This window comes from Pararobbsia alpina, from assembly GCF_902859895.1.
Taxonomy (GTDB): Bacteria; Pseudomonadota; Gammaproteobacteria; order Burkholderiales; family Burkholderiaceae; genus Pararobbsia; species Pararobbsia alpina.
The window spans coordinates 1-25835 of sequence record NZ_CADIKM010000011.1; the positions used below are offsets into that span (position 1 = coordinate 1).

Below are 25835 nucleotides of genomic sequence, written 5' to 3' on the forward strand. Positions count from 1 at the left end.
CTTCGTCCAGGTCGCGCAACCCATCTCGGTGCGCAACGACCTCGGCCTGCGGCTCGCCGCGCGGACCTTGTGGCCGCTTGCGCTGCTATTGCCCGGTGCGCTGATCCTCGTGCTGGTTGTCGTGAGCCGTGGGCTGCGCCCCGTGCACGCCCTCTCGCGCGCGCTTGGCGCGCGCTCGGCGAATGTGCTTCATCCGATCGATCCGCCCGAACACGTGCCCGTCGAACTGCGCCCCCTCGTCGACGGCCTCAACGACCTGCTCAGGCGGCTCGACCTCGCACTCCAGGGCCAGCGCACTTTCATCGCCGATGCCGCCCATGAACTCCGTTCGCCGCTGACCGCGCTGCAGTTGCAGCTTCAACTCGCCGTGCGCGCCGGGACGGTGAGCGGCGACCCGGCCGTGCTCGCGAAACTCGACGAACGCCTCAAGCGGACCATCCACCTCGTCAATCAGCTGCTCACGCTGGCCCGTGAAGATGCCGCCATGAACGCGCTGACGGCATCATTCGATCTTCATGCGCTGGCTGCCCAGATCGTCGCGGACGCTTCGATCCTCGCCGAGCAAAAGCAGATCGACCTCGGGCTCGAGCCCTCGGGGCTGGCCGCCGACACGGCATCTTGCCAGATCGATGGCGAAAGCCATGCCATCGGTGTGCTGCTCGGCAATCTCGTCGATAATGCCATCCGTTACACCCCGCGCGGCGGCAAGGTCGACGTATCGATCGAGCGCGACGGTCACGGCGTCTGCATCGAGGTATCGGACAACGGCCCCGGCATCGAAGAGGGCGAAATCGAGCGCGTATTCGACCGCTTTTATCGAGGCGAAGGCGTGACGCAGCTGGGTTCGGGCCTCGGTCTCGCGATCGCGAGGCAGATCGCCCTGCGCCATCGGGCCACGTTGTCGATTCGCAAGCGCAGCCACGCGGGAGGGCTTGTTGTAAGAGTCGAAGGACTGCGCGCCGTCGAGCGTTCAGAGTGAACACACCCGCTGCGGCGAACCCCATGCCCCATACCGACAACGTACTTCTCTCCACCTCCGGCGTCACGCGCCGCAGCACCGAGGGCGACCGGACCCTGCTGTCGCCCACCGACTTCACGCTGTGCGAAGGCGACCGCGTCGTCATCGCCGGCCCGGCCGGCTCGGGCAAGAGCGTGTTCATGCGTACGCTCGCCCTGCTCGACCGGCTCGATGGCGGTGTCGTCGCCTGGCGCCACGCACCCGTCGGGCACCACGACATCCCGGCCTTTCGCCGCCGCGTGAGCTATATCGCGCAACGACCGGCCATGATCGACGGCTCCGTCGAAGACAATTTGCGCTATCCGTTTTCCCTGAAGGTATATCGCGACCTGGCGTTCCGGCACGAAGCCACGATCGGGCTCGTAGCCGCCGCGGGCCGTGGCGCGGATTTCCTCGGCAAGCCCGCGGGCGACCTCTCGGGGGGCGAGGCCCAGATCACCGCGTTGATCCGGGTCCTCCAGCTCGATCCCGAAGTGCTGCTGCTCGACGAGCCAACGGCCGCGCTCGATCCCGCCTCGACGCGGGACATCGAGGCCCTGATCGACACATGGCTCGAAGGCGGCAGCGGACGCGCGGCCATCTGGATCTCGCACAACGACGCGCAGGCACAGCGCGTAGGCCGGCGCCATCTGTTCATGAACGGCGGCGTTCTGCGGGAATCCGTCGAGGCGAGCCCACGATGAGCGGATATCAGAACCTGAGCCTCCTTGACCTGGCTATCGCCGCATCGCTGATTCTTGTGAACGGCGCGTTGTCGATTGCGCTGAAGCTCGATCTCGAACGCAAGCTCGCCTGGGCGGCGGTCCGCACGGTCGCGCAATTGCTCCTGATCGGCTACCTGCTTGACCGCATCTTTGCCTTCGACCGATGGTATGTCGTGTTGCCTGTCATCGCTATCATGACGCTGATCGCGGGTTTGACCGCTTCGAACCGCGGCAAGCGCACGTACCGGGGCCAGCGCGTCGATAGCATCGCCTCGATCTGGGGGAGTTCGTGGCTGGTCGGGGCGATCTGCCTGTTCGTCATCATTCGCGTGCACCCCTGGTACGAGGCGCAGTACGCGATCCCCCTGCTCGGCATGATTCTCGGCAACACGCTGACCGGCGTCTCACTCGGCATCGAGAGGATGACGCAGGAACTGACGGCCGGGCGCGGCCTGGTGGAGATGTCGCTCGCCCTCGGTGCCACGCGCTGGGAGGCAGCCCAGGACGCGATGCGGCAGGCGGTGCGAGCCGGCCTCATTCCGACCTTGAACCAGATGGCCGTAGTCGGCATCGTCAGCCTGCCGGGCATGATGACGGGCCAGGTACTGGCCGGCCAATCCCCTTTGCAGGCCGTGCGGTATCAGATCGTCGTCATGTTCCTGCTGGCCGCATCCACCGGACTCGGAACGGTCGGCGCGGTGATGCTGACCTATCTTCGACTGTTCACGCCGGAGCACCGGTTCGCCGCTGAACGTCTCGTCAGCGTGGCGAAAAGCGGGACTTAGTGGATGTGATGCGCCTGCCCATCATGCCGAGCAAGCGTGATACGCAAGCAATTCGACGAAGAGTGTGCGCAGGGTCGACCAGTTGCTGCCCGAGCCGGCCGGTTCGATGCGCACGCCTTGATCGTGGCTCTTGCGTTCCATGATGATCCCCTGTGTGAGTGTGTTGCCCCGATTGTCACAAATGGGCAAGCACACGTCACATTGATTGATCAAATCCCGGGGATAGCGAGGCCCGATGGAGCGAAGCGGCTGTTCAAGCCCTCGATCGTCTCGACGGTCTCGCGCATGAGCGCGGCGACCAATTCCGCGGCGGGCAATGCACGTGACAGCCGCACGGCCTGGCCGGCCCACTGTGCCGCATATTCTGAATTGCCTTGCGCCTTTGCGGCTGCGTGCAGCGCCTTGCCGGCGTCGTATGCGATCGGGTAGTCCGGTACTGCGGGGCGTTGCGGATCGTGGTCGAGTTCGCTGATGCGGTTCTCGATGCCGCGCGCGGCACGTCCCGAGATCGCCTCGATGAATGTAGTGCGACTGTGCGGATCGACGAGCGCCGCACGATAGGCGGCATCGGCGCCGGATTCCGGTGACGCGACAAACGCGGTGCCAAGTTGTGCCGCCTGCGCACCCAGCGCGAGCGCGGCTGCAATGCCTGCGCCGTCCATGATGCCGCCCGAAGCGATCACCGGTAGTGGACTTTCCCGCACGATCAGCCGCACGAGCGCCATCGTGCCGAGTGCTTCATCGCGCAAGGCAGGATCGAACGTGCCGCGATGACCGCCGGCTTCGACGCCCTGCGCGACAATGCCGTCGATGCCCGCCGCCGCGATCTGTGCCGCATCGTCGAGATTGGTCGCACTCGCCAGCAGCACGATGCCTGCGTCCTTCAGTGCCGCGATTTTCTTCGCGGATGGCAATCCAAAATGAAAACTGACCACTGCGGGACGCTCATCCAAAAACATCTCGAACATCGCCTCGTCCGCGACGAAGCTCGTGTAGATCTCGCGCAGCGAAGCCGGCGCAGTCACGCCGAAGCGCGCGAAGTGCGGCGCAAGGTACTGAAGCCAACGTGCCTCGCGCGCCGGATCGGCTACCGCGGGTACATGGGTAAAGACATTGACATTGAACGGCCTGTTGCTCGCTGCGCGGATCTCGTGAATGGCGGCCCGGGCGCCGTCGGCGTTCATCGCACCGACCCCGAGCGAGCCGAGCGCACCCGCGTTCGAAACCGCCGCGGCCAGCGCGGGCGTGCCGACACCGGCCATCGGCGCCTGGATGATCGGCACCGCAATGCCGAGCCGGACAAGCAGATCGTTGCCTCGGTGATGAGGGGAGATCGTCATGGTAGGGTCCTCGAAAGGTTCTTACCCTCAGAGTAGTTCAATACCATCGAGCTGTGCGGCACAAGTGTCCCGCACGATCGAAACGAAGTCGCGGAAGAAAGGCCGGTTCGCAAAGCTCTTCGTGCCCGTCGCATACAGCTCGCTCCATAAGCCTCGTGCACCGATCCGCTTGGCAAGCACATAGTCGTGGCCGACATAGTTCTTCACCCCCCAATTGGGCAACGCCGCGATGCCGCGACGACTGGCAACCAGCTGCATGATCGCGATGGTCAATTCCGCTGTCCGTCTTTCCAGCTTGATGCCGGCAGGCTCCAGCACATCGCGGATCAGGTCGATGCGCATTTCCGGCACCGGATAGGTGATCAGCGTCTCGCCGCGAAAATCCTCCGCCACCAGTCGCCGCTTGCCGCGCAGCCGGTGTTCATTCGCCATGACCGCAAGGATCTCAAAACGAAACAGCGGTGAAACGTGAATGCTTTTCTTCGTGTCCGGCAGGGATCCGATCACCACGTCGGCCTTGCCGTCGGCCAGCAGTCTGATCGGGTCCGCATGAAAACCCGCGACGAGATCGACTTCGACTTCGGGCCAGCGGCTGCGAAACTCGTCCATGACCGGCATCAGCCAGTCGAAGCAGGTGTGGCACTCGAGCACGATGCGCAACTCGCCGCGCGTGTCGCCCTTGAGCCGTGCGATATCCCGCTCCGCCGCGCTGAACGCGGCCATGGTCTCTCGCGCGAGCGCCAGAAAACGCTCACCCGCGATCGTGAAGCGAAGCCCCTGCCGTGTCCGTTCGAACAGCGAGACGTCGTAGTGCGTCTCGATGTCCTTGATCTGATGCGAGAGCGCGGACTGGCTCAGATTGACGCGCTCGGCGGCCATGACCAATTTGCCCGATTCGGCGATGGCCACGAGCGAACGCAAATGGCGAAGTTCAAGCATGAGGGTCGCTTTCGATGATCGATGCAGTGGAGGCAGATACAGTGAAGGCGCCTATCCTTGATATGAACCACATTCATACCAGGATGAAAACATGTCGCTTGATGAATAGTAGCGTGAACCACACACTGCACGCCATTCAATCTCTGGAGATGCACATGGCCCGCACCCATCTACTCGGTTTTCCTCGCATCGGCGCGAACCGTGAGCTCAAGTTCGCCCAGGAGTCGTTCTGGCGCGGCGAGTCCGATGAAGCCGGCCTGCTCGGCGTCGCGAAGGAACTGCGTCGGCGCCATTGGGAACTGCAACGCGCCGCCGGGCTCGACTTCGTCGCGGCAGGCGACTTTGCTTACTATGACCAGGTGCTCAGCACGAGTGCCTTGCTGGGTGCCCTGCCCGCGCGCTTCGGCTTCGACCCGGCCGAACTGTCGCTTGCGCAGTACTACGAGCTCGCCCGCGGCAACAAGGCGCAGCCCGCCATGGAGATGACGAAGTGGTTCGACACGAACTACCACTATCTCGTGCCGGAACTCGACGCGGAAACGACCTTCGACCACGGTGTCGACTGGCTGTTCGAGGAGATCGACGAAGCCCTCGCGCTGGGCCTGCCCGTCAAGCCGGTGCTGATCGGACCCGTGACCTATCTGCGGTTGTCGAAATCGCACGTGACCGGCTTTGACCGGCTGACCTTGCTGCCCGCGCTCGTCGCCGGGTATTCGCGCGTCCTGCAGCGGCTGAAGGAACGCGGCATCGAGTGGGTTCAGCTCGACGAGCCCGCCTTATGCCTCGATCTCGAGCCGCAATGGCTCGATGCCTTCACCGCGGCGTATGAAGCGCTCGATGCCGCTGGTCTCAAGATCCTCCTGGCAAGCTACTTCGAAACGGCCGCCGACCATGCCGGGCTCGTCGCGAAGCTGCCCGTCCAGGGCGTCCATATCGATCTTGTTCGTGCCGCGGGACAGCTGGATGCGTGGCGGGCCGTATTGCCCGCACAGACCATCCTGTCGGTCGGCGTGGTGGACGGACGCAACATATGGCGCTCCGATCTGCGCAAGATTGCAAGATCGCTCGCCTCGCTGCAGGCGGAGCTCGGCGAGCGCCTGTGGATCGCGCCTTCCTGCTCGTTGTTGCACACACCGGTCTCGCTCGGGGCGGAACGCAAGCTCGATGCCGAGATCAAGTCCTGGCTTGCCTTCGCGACCGAAAAACTCGACGAGCTCAGCGTGATCGCCCGCGCCGTGAACGAAGGCGAAGCTGCCGTCGAGTCGCAATTGTCGGCTTCGGATGCGGCACGCTTCGCCCGCAGGACATCGAGCCGGGTCGTCAATCAACTGGTGCAGCGAACATTGGCTGCGGTGACAGACGACATGGCCACCCGCAAGAGTGGCTTTGCCGAACGCAACCGCCGCCAGCGCGACGCACTGCAACTGCCTGCGCTGCCGACCACCACGATCGGCTCGTTTCCGCAGACGCCGGCGATCCGGCAGACCCGTGCCGCATACAAGCGCGGCGAGCTGAGCGCGCTCGAGTATCTCGAACGCATCCGTGCCGAAATCGAAACGACCGTGCGCCGGCAGGAAGCGCTCGGGCTCGATGTGCTCGTGCATGGCGAGGCCGAACGCAACGATATGGTCGAGTATTTCGGCGAGCAATTGTGGGGCTATGCGTTCACCGAGAACGGCTGGGTGCAGAGCTATGGATCGCGCTGCGTCAAGCCGCCGATCATCTACGGCGACGTCTATCGGCCGGAACCGATGACCGTCGAAACGACACGCTATGCCCAGTCACTGACACGCAAGCACATGAAGGGCATGTTGACCGGCCCGGTGACCATGTTGCAATGGTCTTTCGTGCGCGACGATCAACCGCGTTCGACCACCGCGCTGCAACTGGCGCTGGCGATTCGCAGCGAAGTCCGCGACCTCGAGGCCGCGGGCATTCGGGTGATCCAGATCGACGAGCCCGCCTTCCGCGAAGGCTTGCCCTTGCGCAAGGGCGACTGGGCGGCTTATCTGCTATGGGCAGTCCGCGCGTTCAGAATCTCCGCCGCGTCGGTCGCCGACGAAACGCAGATCCATACGCATATGTGCTATTCGGAGTTCAACGACATTCTGCCGTCGATCGCCGCGATGGATGCAGACGTCATCACGATCGAAACGTCGCGTTCAGCCATGGAATTGCTCGACGGATTCGGTGAATTCGACTATCCGAATGAAATTGGACCCGGCGTCTACGACATCCACTCTCCGCGCGTGCCGAGTGTCGAGGCGATCGAGCGGCTGCTCCTGCGTGCATGCGAAGTCATCCCCGCGGAACGCCTCTGGGTCAACCCGGACTGCGGCCTGAAGACGCGGGGCTGGCCGGAAACGGAAGCCGCGCTCGCCAATATGGTGCAGGCCGCGAAGACATTGCGCGGCAAGCTGGCGGCGTGAGCGGTCATGGTTCCTGAATCCCTTATGCGTCTGCCTCCCTGGACGTCGGCACGCCGTCTAGGTGATTTGCTTGCTTGCGATCAACCAACTTAGTTGATAATGTTTCAACACCAATTGAAGATAAGAACGACCCTTAAGCGTCATCGTCAACGGAGACAAGGGTATGACTGTCCTCAGCGAAGCCGTGCCGATCCATTGCCAGCGAGCTTTGCTCGCCAGTGTCAGCCTCGCCGCGGTGCTTGCGTGGTCGCCACCGGCCGTCGCTGCGGACGTGAGGGGCGAGCTTGTCGTCATCGACTACACATCGGGTTCCGAGCGTGATCTGATCAGCGACCTCGAAGCGACCTTCGTCAAGGCGCACCCCGGTGTAAAGTTCCGCGAAATCAGTCTTACCGTGCAAGGCGATGCGCGCGGAGCGATTCGCACCTCGCTGATGGGCGGCGAAAAAGCCGATCTCCTGATCAACACATGGCCCGCATTCCGCGCCGAACTGGCCGGCGCCGGCATGCTGCGGCCCATAGACAAGCCATGGGACGCCAACAAGTGGAGCGATAATCTCGCGGACGGCTGGCGGCGTCTCGGTCAATCAAATGGCGTGACGTATGGCGTCACCTACACATACGGCGACCGCAGCGGCATCTTCTATCGGCCCGATGTCCTCAAGAAAGCCGGCATCGCGACTCCGCCAGCCAATTGGGCCGATTTCCTCGCCTCGTTCAAAAAGCTCAACGCGGTCGGCGTCACGCCGATCGCGATGCCGGGCAAGGTCTGGGCGCATGCCGACTGGTTCGAAACCCTGCTGCTGCGCACGGGCGGAGTCGAGACCGCCTCGAAACTGGCCGCGCACAAGATCGCGTGGACCGATCCAGTGGTCAAGAAGGCGCTCCAGCGATTTGCAGAAATGCTCAAGGCCAATTGCTGCGGGACGGCGAACCAGATGCTTGCGACCGACTGGGACAACGCCGCCGACGAGGTGCTCAAGTCCGGCACGCATGGCTACGACCTGATCGGGATGTGGGTCAACACACGCGCGCAGGCCGACTACAAGCTCAAGGAAGGCACCGACTACGCACTCTTCCAGTTCCCCGCAATGGGCCTCGGTCATGACGACACGACGAGCGTCGACACGAAGGAATTCCTCGAGCTCAATTCCGGCTCGAACCAGGCGGCCGCAGAGGCGTTTCTTGGCTGGGTGACCGGTGCCGAGGCGGTGACCATTCTTGCAAAGCACGGCGCGGCATCGCCAAGCAAGAAGACCAACCCCTCGCTCTATGGCCCGGTCATCGCAACTTCGATCAAGGCGGTCGAATCGTCGAAGACCCAGTTCGTGCTCGGCGATCTGCTGCCCGGCGATCTCGTCGATGAGTACCGGGTGCAGTTACAGCGCTTCCTGCAGGACCCGTCGGATGCCAATATCGACAAGGTCCTTGCGGCCATCGAAGCAAAGGCGGCCGAGTCATACAAATGACGGGCCCCGCTCATGACCGGCACGGCGGGCCAGATAGCGGGCGGCGGGCGAGCGGCGAAAGCGAGGCCGATGCCGTGGGCAAGACCGCCACGGCCGCCTCCGGCACGCAGCAAACGCACGACACCGCGCGCCGCCGCAGCATGCACGGGTGGCGGCTCGGTGAAACGCCGGCCGCTTACCTGCTGCTCGCGCCCGTACTCGTGCTGTTCGCGTTCGCCGTGGTGTATCCCTTGCTCGACACCATCCGCCTGAGTTTCTACGACATCAAGGGCCTCGGCCGGCCTCGCTTCTTCGGGTTCGGCAACTACACCACGCTGTTCCGGGACGTCAATTTCCGGCAGTCCTTGTCCACGACGTTGGTCTGGACGCTCGCGACAACTGCGCTGACCGTCGGCATCGGCTGGTTTCTCGCGATCATTTGCTCGTTCGCGCCGCTCGCGACTGCCCTGCCGCGCGTCCTGATCTTCGCGGCCTACGGCATTGCCGAGACGGTGACCGGCTTTATCTGGCTGGGCATCTTCCGGCCCGACGCCGGAGGTCTGCTCAATGCGATGCTCACCGCCACCGGTCTAGGCGGGCTCTCACATGCCTGGCTCGGCGATCCGTCGACCGCGCTCGGCGCGCTTATCGTCGCCTACTCGTGGGCGCAAGTCGGCTTGCCACTGATGCTGTGCTTCGCCGCGACGCAGGCCATTCCGCAATCGATCATCGAAGCGGCCTATATGGATGGTGCGAAGACACTCTCCGTCATGCGCCACATCGTCATGCCCCTGTCACTTCCCGGCGTACGCGTCGCGATCTTCATCAACCTGCTCGGCAGCCTTCGCGCATTCGATACGATTTTCGTCATGACGGGCGGCGGCCCCGTGCGTTCGACCGAAACGGTCGGCTTCTTCATGTTTCGCGAGTCGATGACGCAATTCAAGCTCGGCTACGGCGCGGCCTCTACGGTGGTGCTGCTGATTGCCGTGCTCGTCGTGTCGATCCCGGCGATCATCCAGCGCACGGCGGGAGCAAGATGATCATTCGCGCACCTCGATGGGTTCCAGTCACGGCGGGCGTCGTTGCGTTCATCTGGGTCATTCCGATCATCGGCGTGATCATCACGTCCTTGCGGCCGGTCGACGAAGTCGTACTCGGCTGGTGGTCCATGCAGAAGATCAGCTTCACGTTCGATGCGTGGGTCACGGTCTGGAAGCAATATCCGCTCGCCCAAGCGTTCTGGGTCACGCTGAAGCTCGCCGGCACCGCGACCCTTGCAACGATGATTCTGACACCGGCGGCGGCCTATGCGTTTCACTTTCTCAGGTTCCCGCTGCGCCGGTTTCTGCTGATCATCATCATCAACGCTTTCGTCCTGCCGCAGCAGGTCGTGATCATTCCGCTGTTCCAGTTGTGGCGCGACTGGGGGCTGATCGACAACAGCCTGTCCGTGCTCATTCCGTATGTGGGCCTGTCGTTCGCGTGGTCAATCTTCCTCGTCAAGAATTTCCTCGAGGATTTCCCGCGCGAGCTGATCGAGGCCTCGAAGATCGATGGTTGTGGGCCGCTCGCGACGTTCTTTCATATCGTGCTGCCCAACGCAGTTGCGCCGATCTTCGCCGTTGGCATCCTGCAATTCCTTTGGACCTGGAATTCGCTGCTGTTACCCCTGCTCTACCTGCGCTCGCAGATTCCGCTTCCGGTGGTGTTCGCCCAGATCTCCGGGACGTTCGATTCCAACTGGAACCTGCGCGCCGTCGCGGCCATCGTGACCACGATCGTGCCGCTCATCATCTTCATTATCTTTCAACGTCAATTTGCCGGCGGCTCGACCAGCCGAAGCGGCACTAAGGAATAGTGATGCCTGATCGACAAACCACCCCGCTGCGCTACCGACACATCCATCTCGACTTTCATACTTCGGAACACATCCCGGACGTCGGCGCCGACTTCGATGCGGCCGACTTCGCCGCCACGTTCAAGGCGGCCAATGTCGACTCGGTTACCGTGTTCGCAAAGTGTCATCACGGCTGGTCGTACTATCCGACCGAGGTCGGCAAGCCGCATCCGCACCTGCGCCGCCCCGACCTGATGGGCGACATGCTGAAAGCCCTCGCTGACGCGGGCATCGAGAGTCCCGTCTACATCTCGGTCCAGTGGGACGAGCTGAGCGCGCGCGAACATCCGGAATGGCGTGTGATGAGCGCGACCAACCGTTTTCAGCATGCGATGCCCGGCGACACGTCGAGCAGCAGGCAACTGAGTCCCGCATGGCACACGATGTGTCTCAACCACGCGGGTTTCCGACACTATATCCTCGGCCAGGCACGAGAAGTCGCCACGCGCTACACGACGCAAGGCTTCTTCTTCGACATCATCCAGACCCCGGACTGCGTCTGTGCCGCCTGTCTCGCCCGCATGGACGCGCACGGACTCGATCCCGAGAACCCGCTCGATCGCCGCAGGAACGACGAGGCGGTCAACGAGCACTTCCGCCGCGAGATCAGCGACACGTTGCTCGCGGAATTCCCCGCATTGCGGATCTTCTACAACGCCGGCCACATCGGCAAGCAGGGGCCGGACCGTTTCAAGACCTATACCCATCTCGAACTCGAGAGCTTGCCGACGGGTGGCTGGGGCTATGATCACTTTCCGTCGAGTGCGCGCTACGCCGCGACACTTGGCATCGACTTCCTCGCCCATACGGGGAAATTTCACACGAGCTGGGGCGAATTCGGCGGGTTCAAGCATCCGCAGGCGCTCGACTACGAGTGCGCGCAGATGGTCGCGCTCGGTTCGAAATGTCTTGTCGGCGACCAGCTCCATCCGAACGGCGCGATCAACCACGATACCTATCGGAGCATCGCGCCGGCCTATGCTCGCGTCAAGGCACTCGAACCGTTTCTCGAAGGCGCGACGCAAGTCGCGGAGATCGCCATCCTGTCAGCCGAACACATGAACCCGGTCGGCGCACGCAATCATCCAAGCGACGACGGCGCGGTGCAGATGCTGCTCGAACTGAAACGCCCTTTCGATGTCATCGATTTGAGCGCACCGTTCGCGCGATATCGCCTGATCATCCTGCCTGACGTCATTCCCGTCGACCCTGCGCTTGCCCTCCGCCTGGCGGACTTCGTCGCGGCGGGCGGCAAGCTGATTGCCTCCTGGCATTCCGGACTCAATGCCAGCGGCGCGTTCGCGATCGATGCCGGCATCGTTCGTGGCGCACAGGCTGTCGCCTACCGGCCCAACTACGTGAAGGCAAGCCCGGAACTCGACAGCGCAATGCCTGAAAGCGCCTTCGTGTTCTATGACGAAGCAGAGACCGTCACGGCGGCCGGCGCAACCGTTCTGGCCGAAATCCACCCTTCCTACTTCAATCGTACGTTCAAGCATTACGCTTCGCACCAGCATGCCCCCGACGACCCCTGCGCAGCCGCTTTGGGCGCGGCCGTCACCGAGTACAAAGGTATCGGTTATCTCGCTCATCCGGTGTTCCGACTCTATCGCGCGATGGGACAGCCGCTCTATAAATACGTCGTGCGAGGTCTGCTGGACCGCCTGCTGCCCGACACCGCACTGACCACCGACCTGCCGTCGGCGGGTCGCGCGACACTGATGCGCCAGGCCGGCAAAAACCGTCACATCCTGCATCTGCTCTATGCGACGCCGCAGATACGCGGCAAGGACGTGCGGGGTGACGACGGCAGCTCACGCGTGATGGAGATGATCGAGGACGTACCGGCGATCGGTCCGGTAACGGCGGCCGTACGGCTGGATGGGGCACCTTCCCGGGTCTACGATGCGCTGACCGGCAGGGACCTCACCTGGACACGCGGCGAGGATGGGAGGGTCAGTGTCACTCTGCCGCGCCTTCACATCCACGCGGCAGTGGTTTTCGAAAGTGCATAATGCGGCCTTGAAAAAGCGGTGGCACGGGTCATTGGAAGGCTTGCAGGCAGGCAATGTTTTATGATCGAAGAACTTGGCGGTGACGCCGCGAAGCGACGTCCCGCAACTATTCTCGATGTCGCGAAGACAGCGAATGTCGCAGTCGGCACGGTGTCGCGGTATTTGAACGGATATACGATCCGGCGCGGCAATCGCGAACAGATCGAAGCGGCGATCGAAGCGCTCAACTATAAGCGCAATGCGGTAGCAGCGGCCATGAAGTCGGAGCTGAGCCATCTTGTCGGCCTGCTCGTGCCGACCTTCGATGAGTTCCACGGCGTGCTGCTCGAGCACCTGTCGCGGGCAATTCGCCGCGACGGAAGAGCGTTGCTTATCTATTGCCACGGCGCGGATCCGAAGATCATGAGGGAAGCGCTCGATTATTTCGCGACCCAGCGCATCGACGCGCTGATCATGGCCGGTGCCGAGGAGGTCTATGACCGCGTCGACGAGTTGATCGGCAGCGGGCTGCCTGTCGTGTTCTACAACAACGACCTGAAGGGCTTGCCCGCGGACCGTGTGTTTGTCGAAAACCGCAAGGCAAGCCAGCGCGCCGTGCGCCACCTCCTCGACCTGGGCCACCGCCGTATTGCGATCCTGTCGGGCGATCAGCATGACAGCTCTGGGCTGGAGCGATATCTTGGGTATGTCGATGCACTCGGGGAACGTGGGATTCCCGTAGATCCGCAATACGTCGTGCAGGGAGGCTGGACGATGCTGGGGGGTGCCGACGGCGTCAAACGGCTGTTGGAACTCGAGGAACCGCCGACCGCGATTTTCTCGGCAAACTATCCGATGACCGTCGGTGCACTGAGGTGTTTGAAAGAACAGGGCCGCAAGGTGCCGGGCGAGATTTCCCTGGTCTCCTTCGACGACGTGCCGTTGTTCGGTCTACACGAGCCAGGAATTACCGCCGTCGCCCAGCCGGTGGAAGGTATTGCCGAAGCCATGGCCAACGTGATCGCCGCGCGGCTCGCCCGGCCGGACCCGAGGGCGAGCCGCGCGATCATTCTCGACTGCGACATCATCCTCAGAGGGTCGGCTCGCCCCTTGGCATGACAAGAGGCACCCTTTATGACGTCATTCAGTCATGGAATAGGCATAGTGCCGATAGTGGCCCACATCGTGCGTGTGAACAAAGCCCACCTTCTCGCAGAGCAGCCGGGCGAAGCTGTCGGGCCGGACGCCGAGAATCAGCTTGTCGAAACCCTGCGCGCGGGCATCGGTGATGCAATAGTCAAGGAGCCGGCGGCCAAGGCCGTTGCGGCGCCGTTCCGGCAGCACGTAGATCGACGTCAGCACCGCCGCGCGCCCCTGGGCGACCCAGAAGCAATAGCCGGCGGCCTCCGATCCGGATTCGATGATGAACATGCGGTCGAGCGCAGCCATCCATTGCGCGAGATGGACGCGCATGGCGTCCTTCCAGGGCACTTCGATCTGCGGTTCGCTTTGCCGGATCGAATCCAGCTCGCCGATGTAGACCACGGGCAAGTCGGACGCGAGCGCACGGCGAATCGAATACTGGGTCTGCATAGGTCGACGCGATCGCAAACGAGGAAATGATCGGGAGAATAGCAAACGTCCCGGCCCCCGTCTCCGCGGTCGATTCTGCCCGCGCCGGCTGCGTCCCTGAGGGAGGGGGTGGCGCAGTCATGTCGGTGTAGCGTAAATTGCTTAATACGGCAGGTTAATCGTAGTGGCAGCATGGCGCGACGAGCGCCGAAGCAAGGGCAATCGAATGACGACGACCCAAAAGCGGAGCGCATTTCCCGGCGTGATCCCGAACGATGGCAGCGCACCCTATTGCAATCGATGCAAGGCGACCGTCGACAGCTTCAAATACCGTCCTGGCCTGAAAGTGCAGGATGGCTGGCACGCCTCGGTTCTCGAATATGCCGGCGACGATGTGTTGGTGATCCGTTGCCACGGGCAGAAATGGGTGATGCGCAGGGATCTGCACGGCCAATGGTGCGTGGACGCCGTGTCCATCGACCTGAGCGCGGTGGGCCCCGCGCGCGTGGCATCGGGCCTGCCGCCCAAGAAGCACCGCCGTATCGCGAGCTTCGTGTTGCGGGCAAGGCACAAGCTGAAAGTCGAGTGAAACGGCAGGGTCAGCGTGTGAAGCAGATAAGGCCGGCAGCTACCGTGCCAACGTTCCGTTGACAGGAAGTCGTCAAGATAGCGGCCCGCCCACCGTTCTGCGCGACCCGGTTATTTCGCCAGGGCGCTGGCTTGGTCAAGCAGCTTCAGGTCTTCCGGAGACAGTTGCAGGCGCGTCGCCGCCACCAGGGTCTCCAGTTGTTCCACCGAGGTTGCGCTCGCAATCGGCGCCGCCACGCTCGGCCGCGCGATGATCCAGGCGAGAGCCACGGTCGCGGGCGTCGTGTCGTTGCGCTTTGCCACCTCGATGAGCTTGTCGACGATCCGCAGCCCGCGGTCGTTGAGATATTTTTCCACCAACGCACTGCGCGCAGCCTTCGCCATGTCCGCCGCCGAACGGTATTTCCCGCTCAGGAAACCGCTCGCCAGACTGAAATACGTGACCACCGTCAGTTCATGCGCCTGCACAACCGGTTCGAGATCGGTCTCATAACCCTCCCGATCGTAGAGGTTGTACTCGGGCTGAAGCACCTCATACGCCGGCAAGCCTGACTCCTTCGATACCTTCAGTGCTGCCTCGAGCCGTTTGCCCGTGTAGTTCGACGCACCGATCACTCGCACCTTGCCCGCCTTGACCAGCTTCTGATACGCGCCGAGCGTCTCTTCGAACGGCGTCTTGTCGTCGTCGAGATGGGAGAAATAGACGTCAATGTAATCCGTCTGCAGCCGGCGCAGCGAATCGTTGACGGCTGCCTCGATGTTGGCGGCCGACAGCCCCGGCCGCGTACGCCACATGCCAACCTTGGTCGCGAGCACGATCTTGTCGCGCTTGCCACTTTCCTTGAACCACTTGCCGATGATCGTTTCGGATTCGCCGCCCGGATGGCCCTCGGCCCACTGCGAGTAGCAGTCGGCGGTATCGATGAAGTTCAAGCCGTTGTCGACGAACGCGTCGAGGATGGAGAACGACGCGCGCTCATCGGCCGTCCAGCCGAAAACGTTGCCGCCGAAGACGAGGGGGGCAACTTGAAGGTTCGAGGTTCCGATGGTGTGTTTTTGCATTCTTTCTTTGCTTACGATGCTGGGTTGGAAGGGAATGGAAGAGGATACGCGCGAATGCAGCCGCTCGCTTGGTGGCCCCAGGCGCGCGGCTCGTCGTCGGTGAAGGTGTTATCCATGATCTGCACAAGCGTTGATGCAATTGGAAGGGGGAACTCCCGACAAATGTCTAGGAGAAACCTTAAGCCGCCCCCTCCAATGGGTAGGCAGTCCTCAGATGTGGAAATTGCCTGGGCACGACCTCGTGGAATGGGATTGACTGCATGAGGTACCGGCGGTATCTTTTCTCGCGGGGTACCATGTCCCCCACGCCGCCTTACAGTCCCTTTTGATTCCGTGCCGGCTGTGGAGGCTTGTCGGCACAGAACCTCGGACCGAAGCCATGCGTATCTCCTTCCACGACGCCTCTATCCCGACGCGGGCCGTCAAGCGGCTAAAACAGCGGCTTTCTCTTAAGGAATCCCAAGCACGACAGATCACCTCCGAAGTCTTCGGCTATAGAGACTGGACGGACCTCCACAACGAACTGGGCAGCAAGGCAGCTTCCGCGCTTGACGAGGCGTGTGACAGCGCGACTCTGGCCGAGAGACGCAAATATCAGGCGTCGCAATTGCTTGCATCGTCAGTTGATCTTCACGGTGAGTCCTCAGATGACTTTGTCCAGTGGTGGCAACCATCGGCCGCGCATCCGCTGGAACTGGGCGGGGGCTCGACAGCAACGCCGTTTGCCGGCTCAAAGGAAGATCTGAGTTTTCACGAGGCGCTAAGCACCTTGGCTGAAGCCGTGCACCATCCGGTTGGCGACTTCGAGCACGCGCTCATCACAGGCATACACAGAACAGAAAACGAAAGCTTGCTGAAACATGCGGAAGCGATTACGGATGAGTTGCTAAGCGGCAATCGAAACCGAGAACCCGAAGTGGCTCGTCGCCTCCTCGAGGCTTTGGCCTCGCGAGGACTGCCCCGGTCGATACTCAACCTGTCGACCAGTTTGGCGCTTGGCGACGGTGGACCGAAAGACGAAAAGAGAGCCACGGATTTGCTGGAGCAGTTGGCCGAATCCGCTTCGACTCCCGTTGATCTGAAACGGATTGTCGAATCACGCCTGGGCCCCGCCTACGCACTTGGCACGCGCGGAAAAACAGTATCTCAATAGGGTGCTGCAGTTGTGGCAGCGGGCGGCTCGCTTCGGCGCGAATACTTGGATCACTGATGATCCCATGAGGGGGATCTATCTGCGGAAGCGTGAGTGCCGCGAGCACACTTCATTTTCCCCTTGAAGACCCTATGCATGAACTCAAAATGCCGAGCTGTCCTTCAAGCTAGCCCCGATCGCGTTCAAGCGGATGCCGGGGCGGTGGCAAAGGCATGCGCAGCAGATCAGAAAAACCCCCAACGCTGACATTCGCACTAGCAATCGCTGCCGCTACCCTTGGCGACATCAACGCCTGCAGTTCATCCGCGTGGCGATAGAACCGCATCCCTTGGCTCAAGGGGAGATCCCCATCCACAGCGGGATGGCAATAAAGCTCCCCCACGCCAGCAGGCAACTCCGCCAGCGCGGCCAGCAAGGTCGCTTCATCCATCTGTCCGGTCCCTGCGATGCCAACGACATAGTCATTGTGCGCAATGCCTTCGCGGTCCAGTCGGGCTCGCATCATCGCTATCCATGGCCTCAGCCACAGCGGCGCGCTCATCTCGAACGGCAGACGCATGGCGCGCATCCCATAGTCGCGGCCGATCTTCAGGATCAACCCCAGCACGGTAGGATGCATATGAAAGTGCTTGTGCGTGTTGACGTGATCGAGTGTCAATCCGGTCTTCGCAAAGGCGTCGAACTGCGCCCGAATCTCGCGCTCGAGCTGCTTTCGCACGTGCGGTAAAAAGAAGAACCGTACGCCGTCACGCGCCATATTGCTGCCGAAACGGCCATGCTCGTCGAGCAGCGCCGCGATTTCAGCACGCGGGGTGACGGCATCGCCATCTGCCAGCACCAGATGTAGGCCGACCCGCAATTCCGGCAAGGCGTGCGCCCGCGCCACCGCATCGGCGGCCGCTGGCGCGCCGACCATCAAGCTCGCAGTTGTCAGCACGCCGTGCCGATGCGCCCGCTCGACCGCCAGATTGACCCGTCGATGCAGGCCGAAATCGTCTGCGGTAATGATCAGTCCGCCCGACTTAGGCTCCATCGGATGTCTCCATCGCACCCGGCGGCGCGTCCCTGCCACGTGTCACGGACGTGGAGGCCCCCACTGGCACGCGCGCGCCACGCCACACCACATGCGATCCGAATGCGGCCGCGAGCCACTGCAAGGCCAGCAACGTATCGCGCAGCGGCGTGAGCGGCAAGTCGCGCCAGAATGTGCGATCACGACGCGCGGCACGTAGATGCAGCAGCATGCGCCCGGCAAAGCCACACATTATGGTGGCGCCGCTCGCCAGCGTCGCCCACGGATGCAAGCCGGCGGACGGACCCGTCGCGAGGCGATCTGTCAGCCACGCCCCGGCAAAGAGCCAGGGCGACGGGAAAGTGATGAACAGAAACGCGAAGCCCAGCGGATTCACCGAGCGAATCGTGCGGAGCCAGCGCGTTTCACGCTGCCACAAGTCGGAGAAATTCGGCTCGACGACATCCGTGACCACCATCACGCGCGAGAGCACCGTACGCAGTCCGAGCGCGCGCACGTGTTCGGCGAGCCAGTAGTCGTCGGCGAGACAATTTTTCAGTGCTTCAAAGCCGCCGATGCGCCCGAGGGTCGCACGGCTCAACGCCAGGGTCGCGCCGAATCCGAAGCGTCGCGAACCGACCGCGTGCGCGACCCGCACGGATGGAGCGAACCACTCGTTGACGAACAAGGCCCCGACGCGCGGCCAGAATCCACCGACTCCTCGCGCCACGTAAAGACAGGTGACCACCCCCACCTGCGGATCGGCGAGCGGCGCGGCTACGGTTTCGAGATAATCTGCTTCGACGGCGATGTCACTATCGGCAATGACGATCACATCATGGCGCGCTCGCCCCGCCATATTGATCAGATTGCTGACCTTTAGATTGCTGCCGTGTACGCGCGAGTCAATTGCAAGCTCGATGTCGTGCGATGGATAGGCGGCCTGCAAACGGCGCACCACGGCGATGGCCGGATCGTCCGGCGATGACACGCCGAGCACGAGTTGAAAATGCGGGTGCCGCTGCTCGCAAAAGGTTCGGAGGTTTTCGTAGAGACGGGGTTCAGCGCCACAGAGGGGCTTGAGTACGCTGACACCGACAGGCAAAATCGGATGCGCCGCACGCGTGGCAACCTTCTCCCGTCGTGCCGCGAAAAACGGCATGGCCACCGCCGCCAGCATTGCGTAAAGCGAAACGGCACCGCAGCCGGCTAGCAAAGCCCACTGGTATCCCGTCAGTACGTGCATCGACATCGCCTGGTTCCCTCAACGCACGGCGAGCACGAACGGCCTGCCTGTAAAGCGCAGATGAAGAATGACAAGCCAGCGTCGCGGGCAGTTCGCAGCGACCGAGACGGGGCGCGTGGGCAAGCTTTCAGAGCTTGCGTGGTGGCTCTTGACGGCGAATTCGAATGCGGCGTATGCCCATTCGCGCAGCACAAGCACGCCGCTGATGATCGCTGCAAGCGCGATTAGCCGGAACGAGGTTGAAGCGAAGACTTGTTCGGAAATCGGCAAGACCAGCAGCGCCAGGGATACCAGGGCCTCGAGGACCACGGCCGTGATCGAAGCCGCCATCAAATGGGCTCGCAGCATGTCGACGATGACCGGCTTCATCGCTTGGCCTCGTGATCTGATGAGATGATGGGTGGCGCGATTCATTTTTGTACAGCACCGGACGTGCATTGCATCGACGTACTAACGTTAGAATTTCGAGAACCTGGCTGCAAGCGCATGTTTCGAGCGACGATGCTGCGCTCCGACAGTTGGCTTATGAGCGGTGATAATAGCGATTCGACCTGAAGGAAACCTTAAGGAACGCCGGATAGAAAGCGGACCGTAAACATTGCGGCTACATTTCGAGTCTGCGTCCCGGCAATCGCCTGATCGCAGCGGCTGCCCTGAACACATTTTGGATGGAACCTCTGACCCCATGCGTGTACTTCTTGCAGAAGACGACGACCTGATCGGCTGTGGCATCGAAGCGGGGCTTCGACAAGCCGGTTTTACGGTCGACTGGGCTCATGACGGCAACGAGACCGAACTCGCACTCGGCACCACCGCCTACGCGCTGGTGATACTGGATCTCGGTTTGCCCAGGATATCGGGCATGGAGATCCTGAAGCGCTTGCGTGACTCAGGCAAGGAGGTACCGGTGCTGATCCTGACGGCGAAGGGCACCGTCGTCGATCGCGTGGGCGGCCTCGAAGCCGGGGCCGACGACTATCTTGGCAAGCCCTTCGACCTGACTGAACTGATCGCGCGTTGCCGGGCCCTGCTGCGCCGCGCACAAGGTCGCAGTGTCGATCTGATCCGCTATCAGCATCTGACTGTCAACACAGCTGCGCAAACCGTCGACAACGGCGGGGCACGTGTATCCCTCACCGCGCGGGAATGGGCGATCCTGATGCAATTGCTGACCAACCAGGGGATTCCTCAATCGCGTGCTCGTCTCGAAGAGAGTTTGTACGGCTGGCAGGAGGAAATCGAGAGCAATGCGATCGAGGTGCACGTGTCCAACCTGCGCAAAAAGCTCGGTGCCAAATTGATCAGAACGCTGCGCAATATCGGCTACATGATGGAGAAAGCTTGATGTCGGCTTCGATCCGCTGGCGCCTGGTGCTGCTGGTCCTCGCCAGCATCGTGCTGATATGGGGCATGACGCTCCTGTCAAGCTACGGCCAGGCCACGCGCGAAGTCGGCGAATGGGAAGAAGCGCGCCTCGCGGAGCTTGCTCAAATCCTCGCGCTGCTCGACCAAACCAACCTGAACACGCTCGCCAATGCGCGCATCGACGTTCGGGAAGAAGAAAAAGGCGGTGACCCCGGCGCGAGCGACAGCGACGACGACGACACGCTGCCTCGTGACGCACTCTTCCAGGTACGAGGCGCGCACGGCGACGTGCTGGCAGGCAGCCCGCAATTGCATACTTTGCATGCGTGGGATCTGCCGGTGCCGCCCAAAAGCGGGACGCAAGACATCACACTGGGCGGCCAGAGATGGCATTCGTTCACCTTGCGCGACACCGCGCTCGGCCACACCGTCCGCGTGTTCGAACTGGCCAATACGCGTAGCGACCTGGTGAGCGGCGTCGCGAGCCGGATCGCCCGGCCCACCCTGATCGCGCTACCCGTGCTGGCTCTGCTGGTGTGGTTCAGCATCGGCTGGAGTCTGGCGCCACTCAAGACCCTTTCAGGCGCGATCCGCGTGCGCGACATCAACCGGCTGGAACCGGTCGACATCGGCCACGTGCCAATCGAGGTGCGGCCACTCGTCGATGCGATCAATCTGGTGCTTTCACGCTTGCGGCACTCGGTCGAACGCGAACGCGCATTTACCGCCGACGCCGCGCACGAACTGAAGACGCCGCTCGCCGCAATCAAGGTCCAGGCACAGGTCGCGCTGGCCGAACCGGACGCCGCGTTAAAGCAATTGGCGATGGAGCGTGTGGTGCAAGGCGTCGATCGGAGCGCGCGGCTGGCGGAACAGTTGCTGCTGCTCGCGCGTCTCGATGTGCAGGAGAGCATGTCGGCCACCCCACTCAAGCCCGTCATGGTCGCAAAAGATGCGCTACTGGCCAACGAGCGAAACGCGCGGCAGAAGAACATTCGTGTGACGCTGAGCGGCGACCCACACGCCGAGATCAACGCCGAACCGGTGCTGATCGGCATCCTGCTCGACAATCTGCTCGATAACGCGATCAAGTACGGGCGCGCGAACGGTAGCGTCGAAGTCGCTGTCCACCATGCTGACGACCGCGTGCGGATCACGGTCCGCGACGACGGACCCGGCGTCGCGCCAGGCGACCTCAGCTATCTGACGAACCGGTTTTTCCGTGCACCCGGCACTCAGGCTACGGGCAGCGGCCTGGGCCTCTCGATCGTCGCGCGGATCGCGGAGCATTTCGATGCAAGACTGAACCTCGGCACGGGCATCGCTGGGCGCGGGCTCACAGTCGAAGTGTCGTTCCCTGGTCACGTCGAAGCGGGCTGAGATGAACCGCCCTGCGCAGGCAGGCCGAGCTCGTCCGATTCGGTGCGGAGATCGAGTGCAATGAAATCGACGAATGCACGGACCCGGTTGGACATCTGGTGCCGCTGGGAATACACAGCGTAGATATCAGCGTTCGGCGTGTCGTGTTCGGGCAGTACCGGGACCAGGGTGCCCTCTGCCAGATACTGTTTGATGTCCCACTCGGCCCGCATCAGGATGCCATGTCCCTCGAGAGCCCACTTCACCGCGATCTCGCCATCATTGGTGGTCAGACTGCCGTTGATTCGCACAGCCTCCGTCTTGCGGGACGCGCCCCGCCCCGACGTCAAACGCCATACCCCATACGCCTCGTCACCCTGTCGAATGCCGATGCAGTTGTGCCGGGTCAAATCGTGTGGAGTCAACGGCATCCCGCGTGATGCGATGTACGAAGGCGCGGCGCACAGCACCCTGCGGTTCGCGGCAAGGCGACGAGCGATCACCCGAGTGTCAGGGGGTTCGCCAAATCGGATGCACACATCGAACGTGTCATCGGTGAAAGGCGGCGGCGTGACGGACAACTGAAGTTGCGCGGACACTTGCGGGTAGGTCGCGACAAACCGCGCAAGCACCGGAGCGACATGGCTGCGCCCGAAGCCGAGTGTCGCATTGACACGCAGCAACCCCTTCGGATTCTTCTTCGCACTTCCCAGCAGCTCGGCGAGTTCGTCCATGTCGTCGAGAATCCGGCGCGCATGTGCCAGATACAGATCACCCTCCGGGGTCAGCGTCATGCGGCGCGTCGTCCGGTTGACGAGCGTCACGCCGGCGCGCGTCTCCATCTGCGTCAAGTGCTTGCTGACGGCGGCGGCCGTCAGGCCCAGTTCGCGCGCGGCGGCGCTCAGACTGCCTGAAGCGGCAAGGGTCGAAAAGAAACTCAGATCGGATGGCTGGACAATGGGCCGCATGGTCCTCACTTGTGAATCAAAGTTAAGGATGCTTTGAGTCTAGCACCAGTTTCCACACCAGCGGGCAGGTAAAGTTCTGGCATTCTCACCGCACTCCAGAGACACGCATGAAAACTTATCGCATCGCAACCATTCCCGGCGACGGCATCGGCAAAGAGGTCATTCCCGCCGGCCGCCAGGTCCTCGAAGCGCTCGCCAAGGCGGACCCGGCGTTCGCATTCGAATTCGAAGACTTTGATTGGGGCGGCGATTATTACCGCAAGCACGGCGTGATGATGCCGGAGCGTGGACTCGACTCCCTGCGCGAGAAGGACGCCATCCTGTTCGGCTCGGCAGGCGACCCGGACATTCCCGACCACATCACGCTCTGGGGTTTGCGCCTGAAGATTTGCCAGGGCTTCGATCAATATGCGAACGTCCGGCCGACCCGCATTCTGCCGGGCATCGATGCGCCGCTCAAACGTTGCAAGCCGGCAGACCTCGACTGGATCATCGTCCGCGAGAACTCCGAAGGCGAATACTCCGGTGTGGGCGGCCGGGTCCATCAGGGGCACCCCATCGAAGCCGCGACGGACGTCTCGATCATGACCCGCGCCGGCGTCGAGCGGATCATGCGCTTCGCGTTCCGCCTCGCGCAATCCCGTCCGCGCAAGCTCCTGACCGTGATCACGAAGAGCAATGCGCAACGCCACGCGATGGTGATGTGGGACCAGATCGCGCTCGAAATCTCGAAGGAATTCCCGGACGTCCAGTGGGACAAGGAGCTCGTCGACGCAGCGACCGCGCGCATGGTCAATCGCCCCGCCACCCTGGACACGATCGTCGCGACCAACCTGCATGCCGACATTCTTAGCGACCTGGCTGCCGCGCTTGCCGGCAGCCTCGGCATCGCGCCCACCGGCAATATCGATCCTGAGCGTCGCTATCCGTCGATGTTCGAGCCGATCCACGGCTCCGCCTTCGACATCATGGGCAAAGGACTGGCCAACCCGGTCGGTACCTTCTGGTCGGTCGTCATGCTGCTCGAGCATCTCGGCGAACGCGAGGCCGCGAAACGTGTCATGCAGGCGATCGAAACCATCACGGCCGATACCTCGCTGCATACCGGGGACCTTGGTGGCACGGCGACGACGGCACAAGTGACGGCGGCTGTTTGCGCGCAGCTCGCAAAAGCAACGGTTGCCGCGAGTCGCGCGGCGTGAAAGTAACGTGAAGGTCAAGCAAGCGCGATAGGCCCGCTTTCGGACCGCCGTTCGCACCACGCGCCCGCCCGACGGCGGGCGCGCCAAAAAATAAAAAGACCGGACCGAACGGTCATCGCGTCCACCCAGTCTTGTTCCACTTTTGATGGGCACGGCTGAAGGCTCCAAGGAGGAGACAATGATTGCCGATATCGAAGCCCGGGTCTCCCGCAAGCTCATGTTGCGGATCATTCCGTTCGTGATGCTGCTGTATTTTGTGAGCTTCCTCGATCGCGTCAATGTGGGATTCGCTGCGCTGACGATGAACAAGGCCATTGGACTCTCCCCGACAGCGTTTGGTCTGGGTGGTGGATTGTTCTTTATCGGCTACTTCCTGTTCGAGGTACCGTCGAACCTGATCCTTCATCGAGTCGGAGCGCGACTGTGGATCGCTCGCGTCATGATCACCTGGGGCATCGTCTCCGCGGCCTCGGCTTTCGTCGTCGGTCCCCAAAGCTTCTACGCGCTACGCTTCGTGCTCGGCATCGCGGAAGCGGGCTTCTTTCCCGGCATCATCCTGTACCTGAGCTTGTGGTTTCCAATCCGGCAGCGCGCAGCGGCGGCAGCGTGGTTCATGGCGGCAGCGCCCCTCTCCACCGCGATCGGCTCGCCGATTTCGGGCGCGATCATGAAGCTCACGCCGATCGCCGGATTGGCCGACTGGCAAATGCTGTACATCCTGGAAGCGATACCCGCCGTCGTTCTCGGCTTCGTGGTCCTGCGGTACATGACGGACGCACCGTCGCAAGCCCGCTGGATGCGGCCCGACGAACGCGAGTGGCTGATTGCCAGGCTGAAGGCGGAAGCGGACGCGCGAGCATCGCACGCCGGTCATACCGCAGGCGCGTTGAGCGCATTGCGGGACCCGCGGGTCCTGGCGCTTGCGCTGATCTATTTCGGCACCTCGGCCGGTCTTTATACGCTCGGCCTCTGGGCTCCGCTGATCATTCGCCAATATGGATTCGGCTCGTTTGAAACCGGCCTTATCGCGGGCATTCCCAGCGTGCTGGCCGTGGTTGTCATGATCCTCTGGGCAAAGCACTCCGACCGCACGGAGGAACGCACATGGCACGTGGTCATACCGTGTGTCGTGGCCTGCCTCGGCTTTGTCTTTGCCGGTGAGGCCAACACGGCTTTGCTGATCGTCTTGGCACTGGTCATCGTGAACATCGGTATCAGCGCCGCCAAAGCGCCGCTTTGGGCCATGCCAAGCATGTTCCTGTCGGGCGCCGGGGCGGCGGCCGGCATCGCCATGATCAATTCTGTCGGCAACCTGGGTGGCTTCGTCGGCCCGTTCGCGATCGGCTGGCTCAAGAACGTGACGGGCGGGTACGCCGCGGGCTTATATGTCGTCGGTGCGACGCTGGCTGTCTCCGCGGTGGCGACATTGATGTTGAGCCGGCAGGCAAAGCAGCCACATGCGGGAGCGCGCGCGCCGCGGGTCGATGTCAAGTAGCCTTGTCGGCTCGCCCCTTTTGGCTTGACCCTTTGAATTGACCCTTTGAATTGATCGCCGGACCGAACCGAGGTCCGGCCTACCTACCGTTTCAAGGCGCCTGCGACATCAACGGGATCATCGCCGTACTCGAAACAGAGTGTCATATTCTTCGTTTAAGCTTCGTGCACCCAAGCACAGCGAACAGAACGAATGCGAAGCCCATACCCCTACGATGTATGCGCCTTTATGAGCGCGTCAGCGTAAGAATGAATGCA

23 protein-coding genes are annotated in these 25835 nt (G+C 62.5%); 15 read left to right on the forward strand and 8 right to left on the reverse strand.

Translation table 11 applies throughout. The features are described from left to right. From HV670_RS13485 to HV670_RS13495, 3 genes are all read left to right on the forward strand, one after another. The coding region (locus tag HV670_RS13485; protein ID WP_175105298.1) for a sensor histidine kinase at positions 1-979 on the forward strand (979 nt) is incomplete at its 5' end. A 23-nt stretch (positions 980-1002) separates the two neighbouring features. After that, positions 1003-1701: an ABC transporter ATP-binding protein gene (locus tag HV670_RS13490; protein ID WP_175105299.1), complete on the forward strand. Its 699-nt coding sequence runs from the start codon at positions 1003-1005 to the stop codon at positions 1699-1701. Next, positions 1698-2507 carry an ABC transporter permease gene (locus tag HV670_RS13495; RefSeq protein WP_175105300.1) on the forward strand — a complete coding sequence of 270 codons (810 nt, stop codon included), beginning with the start codon at positions 1698-1700 and terminating at the stop codon, positions 2505-2507. Before HV670_RS13490 ends, HV670_RS13495 begins: the two co-directional genes overlap by 4 nt. Before the next feature lie 209 nt (positions 2508-2716). Here HV670_RS13495 and HV670_RS13500 read toward each other — a convergent pair whose 3' ends face one another. Together HV670_RS13500 and HV670_RS13505 are read right to left on the reverse strand one after the other, a co-directional pair. Next, positions 2717-3847 (reverse strand): NAD(P)H-dependent flavin oxidoreductase, encoded by a 1131-nt coding sequence (locus HV670_RS13500; protein WP_175105301.1) that lies wholly within the window; start codon positions 3845-3847, stop codon positions 2717-2719. Between the two features lie 27 nt (positions 3848-3874). Beyond that, a complete protein-coding gene (locus tag HV670_RS13505; protein WP_175105302.1) occupies positions 3875-4786 on the reverse strand; it encodes a LysR family transcriptional regulator in 912 nt (303 codons plus the stop codon). Between the two features lie 155 nt (positions 4787-4941). On the opposite strand from HV670_RS13505, the gene metE reads away from it, so the two are divergent. From metE to HV670_RS13535, 6 genes are all read left to right on the forward strand, one after another. Then, positions 4942-7215: a 5-methyltetrahydropteroyltriglutamate--homocysteine S-methyltransferase gene (metE, locus tag HV670_RS13510; RefSeq protein ID WP_175105303.1), complete on the forward strand. Its 2274-nt coding sequence runs from the start codon at positions 4942-4944 to the stop codon at positions 7213-7215. A gap of 163 nt (positions 7216-7378) precedes the next feature. Further along, entirely contained in the window at positions 7379-8683 is a 1305-nt protein-coding gene (locus HV670_RS13515) for an ABC transporter substrate-binding protein (protein ID WP_175105304.1), read from the forward strand. Beyond that, positions 8680-9705 (forward strand): carbohydrate ABC transporter permease, encoded by a 1026-nt coding sequence (locus tag HV670_RS13520; protein ID WP_217478418.1) that lies wholly within the window; start codon positions 8680-8682, stop codon positions 9703-9705. The genes HV670_RS13515 and HV670_RS13520 overlap by 4 nt, the downstream gene beginning before the upstream one ends. Next, positions 9702-10523: a carbohydrate ABC transporter permease gene (locus tag HV670_RS13525; protein WP_175105305.1), complete on the forward strand. Its 822-nt coding sequence runs from the start codon at positions 9702-9704 to the stop codon at positions 10521-10523. Before HV670_RS13520 ends, HV670_RS13525 begins: the two co-directional genes overlap by 4 nt. Positions 10524-10525: 2 nt before the next feature. Then, positions 10526-12577 (forward strand): alpha-amylase family protein, encoded by a 2052-nt coding sequence (locus HV670_RS13530; protein ID WP_175105306.1) that lies wholly within the window; start codon positions 10526-10528, stop codon positions 12575-12577. 60 nt (positions 12578-12637) lie between these two features. Then, on the forward strand, positions 12638-13675 hold the full coding sequence (locus tag HV670_RS13535; RefSeq protein WP_175105307.1) for a LacI family DNA-binding transcriptional regulator: 1038 nt from the start codon (positions 12638-12640) through the stop codon (positions 13673-13675). Positions 13676-13696: 21 nt separating this feature from the next. On the opposite strand, the gene HV670_RS13540 is transcribed toward HV670_RS13535, so the two are convergent. Next, on the reverse strand, positions 13697-14149 hold the full coding sequence (locus HV670_RS13540; RefSeq protein WP_217478419.1) for a GNAT family N-acetyltransferase: 453 nt from the start codon (positions 14147-14149) through the stop codon (positions 13697-13699). Positions 14150-14354: 205 nt separating this feature from the next. On the opposite strand from HV670_RS13540, the gene HV670_RS13545 reads away from it, so the two are divergent. Further along, positions 14355-14717: a hypothetical protein gene (locus HV670_RS13545; RefSeq protein ID WP_175105309.1), complete on the forward strand. Its 363-nt coding sequence runs from the start codon at positions 14355-14357 to the stop codon at positions 14715-14717. 110 nt (positions 14718-14827) lie between these two features. On the opposite strand, the gene HV670_RS13550 is transcribed toward HV670_RS13545, so the two are convergent. Further along, complete coding sequence (locus tag HV670_RS13550) at positions 14828-15778, reverse strand: aldo/keto reductase (protein ID WP_175105310.1); 951 nt, start codon at positions 15776-15778, stop codon at positions 14828-14830. A gap of 379 nt (positions 15779-16157) precedes the next feature. Between HV670_RS13550 and HV670_RS13555 the strand changes: the two genes are divergently transcribed. Next, a complete protein-coding gene (locus HV670_RS13555; protein ID WP_175105311.1) occupies positions 16158-16931 on the forward strand; it encodes an SEL1-like repeat protein in 774 nt (257 codons plus the stop codon). 166 nt (positions 16932-17097) lie between these two features. Here the strand turns inward: HV670_RS13555 and hpnK are convergent, their stop codons facing one another. From hpnK to HV670_RS13570, 3 genes are read right to left on the reverse strand one after another with little or no spacing between them, the layout of a single operon-like run. Further along, the gene (gene hpnK / locus HV670_RS13560) at positions 17098-17964 is read right to left on the reverse strand and encodes a hopanoid biosynthesis-associated protein HpnK (protein ID WP_175105312.1); all 867 of its coding nucleotides are present in this window, start codon (positions 17962-17964) and stop codon (positions 17098-17100) included. Further along, complete coding sequence (gene hpnI, locus HV670_RS13565; protein WP_175105313.1) at positions 17954-19195, reverse strand: bacteriohopanetetrol glucosamine biosynthesis glycosyltransferase HpnI; 1242 nt, start codon at positions 19193-19195, stop codon at positions 17954-17956. The genes hpnK and hpnI overlap by 11 nt, the downstream gene beginning before the upstream one ends. Positions 19196-19207: 12 nt before the next feature. Next, complete coding sequence (locus HV670_RS13570) at positions 19208-19558, reverse strand: hypothetical protein (RefSeq protein WP_175105314.1); 351 nt, start codon at positions 19556-19558, stop codon at positions 19208-19210. A gap of 316 nt (positions 19559-19874) precedes the next feature. On the opposite strand from HV670_RS13570, the gene HV670_RS13575 reads away from it, so the two are divergent. Continuing rightward, positions 19875-20534: a response regulator gene (locus HV670_RS13575; RefSeq protein WP_175105315.1), complete on the forward strand. Its 660-nt coding sequence runs from the start codon at positions 19875-19877 to the stop codon at positions 20532-20534. Beyond that, positions 20531-21934, forward strand: coding sequence for an ATP-binding protein (locus HV670_RS13580; RefSeq protein ID WP_175105316.1), 1404 nt, complete (start codon positions 20531-20533; stop codon positions 21932-21934). The genes HV670_RS13575 and HV670_RS13580 overlap by 4 nt, the downstream gene beginning before the upstream one ends. Here HV670_RS13580 and HV670_RS13585 read toward each other — a convergent pair. Next, the gene (locus HV670_RS13585) at positions 21916-22881 is read right to left on the reverse strand and encodes a LysR family transcriptional regulator (protein WP_175105317.1); all 966 of its coding nucleotides are present in this window, start codon (positions 22879-22881) and stop codon (positions 21916-21918) included. The two genes, HV670_RS13580 and HV670_RS13585, sit on opposite strands and share 19 nt — an antisense overlap. Positions 22882-22988: 107 nt before the next feature. On the opposite strand from HV670_RS13585, the gene HV670_RS13590 reads away from it, so the two are divergent. Further along, positions 22989-24083, forward strand: a complete 1095-nt coding sequence (locus HV670_RS13590) for a tartrate dehydrogenase (RefSeq protein WP_175105318.1) — start codon at positions 22989-22991, stop codon at positions 24081-24083. Positions 24084-24261: 178 nt separating this feature from the next. Continuing rightward, a complete protein-coding gene (locus tag HV670_RS13595; protein WP_175105319.1) occupies positions 24262-25578 on the forward strand; it encodes an MFS transporter in 1317 nt (438 codons plus the stop codon). Positions 25579-25835: the final 257 nt, after the last annotated feature.

Coding starts and splice junctions, on each gene's coding strand:
- HV670_RS13505 (WP_175105302.1), bottom strand. CDS start 4,786: ATGCTTGAACTTCGCCATTTGCGTTCGCTCGTGGCCATCGCCGAATCG.
- HV670_RS13585 (WP_175105317.1), bottom strand. CDS start 22,881: ATGCGGCCCATTGTCCAGCCATCCGATCTGAGTTTCTTTTCGACCCTT.
- HV670_RS13595 (WP_175105319.1), top strand. CDS start 24,262: ATGATTGCCGATATCGAAGCCCGGGTCTCCCGCAAGCTCATGTTGCGG.
- metE (WP_175105303.1), top strand. CDS start 4,942: ATGGCCCGCACCCATCTACTCGGTTTTCCTCGCATCGGCGCGAACCGT.
- HV670_RS13490 (WP_175105299.1), top strand. CDS start 1,003: ATGCCCCATACCGACAACGTACTTCTCTCCACCTCCGGCGTCACGCGC.
- HV670_RS13540 (WP_217478419.1), bottom strand. CDS start 14,149: ATGCAGACCCAGTATTCGATTCGCCGTGCGCTCGCGTCCGACTTGCCC.
- HV670_RS13495 (WP_175105300.1), top strand. CDS start 1,698: ATGAGCGGATATCAGAACCTGAGCCTCCTTGACCTGGCTATCGCCGCA.
- HV670_RS13535 (WP_175105307.1), top strand. CDS start 12,638: ATGATCGAAGAACTTGGCGGTGACGCCGCGAAGCGACGTCCCGCAACT.
- HV670_RS13500 (WP_175105301.1), bottom strand. CDS start 3,847: ATGACGATCTCCCCTCATCACCGAGGCAACGATCTGCTTGTCCGGCTC.
- HV670_RS13575 (WP_175105315.1), top strand. CDS start 19,875: ATGCGTGTACTTCTTGCAGAAGACGACGACCTGATCGGCTGTGGCATC.
- HV670_RS13590 (WP_175105318.1), top strand. CDS start 22,989: ATGAAAACTTATCGCATCGCAACCATTCCCGGCGACGGCATCGGCAAA.
- HV670_RS13570 (WP_175105314.1), bottom strand. CDS start 19,558: ATGAAGCCGGTCATCGTCGACATGCTGCGAGCCCATTTGATGGCGGCT.
- hpnK (WP_175105312.1), bottom strand. CDS start 17,964: ATGGAGCCTAAGTCGGGCGGACTGATCATTACCGCAGACGATTTCGGC.
- HV670_RS13520 (WP_217478418.1), top strand. CDS start 8,680: ATGACGGGCCCCGCTCATGACCGGCACGGCGGGCCAGATAGCGGGCGG.
- HV670_RS13525 (WP_175105305.1), top strand. CDS start 9,702: ATGATCATTCGCGCACCTCGATGGGTTCCAGTCACGGCGGGCGTCGTT.
- hpnI (WP_175105313.1), bottom strand. CDS start 19,195: ATGTCGATGCACGTACTGACGGGATACCAGTGGGCTTTGCTAGCCGGC.
- HV670_RS13555 (WP_175105311.1), top strand. CDS start 16,158: ATGCGTATCTCCTTCCACGACGCCTCTATCCCGACGCGGGCCGTCAAG.
- HV670_RS13545 (WP_175105309.1), top strand. CDS start 14,355: ATGACGACGACCCAAAAGCGGAGCGCATTTCCCGGCGTGATCCCGAAC.
- HV670_RS13550 (WP_175105310.1), bottom strand. CDS start 15,778: ATGCAAAAACACACCATCGGAACCTCGAACCTTCAAGTTGCCCCCCTC.
- HV670_RS13515 (WP_175105304.1), top strand. CDS start 7,379: ATGACTGTCCTCAGCGAAGCCGTGCCGATCCATTGCCAGCGAGCTTTG.
- HV670_RS13530 (WP_175105306.1), top strand. CDS start 10,526: ATGCCTGATCGACAAACCACCCCGCTGCGCTACCGACACATCCATCTC.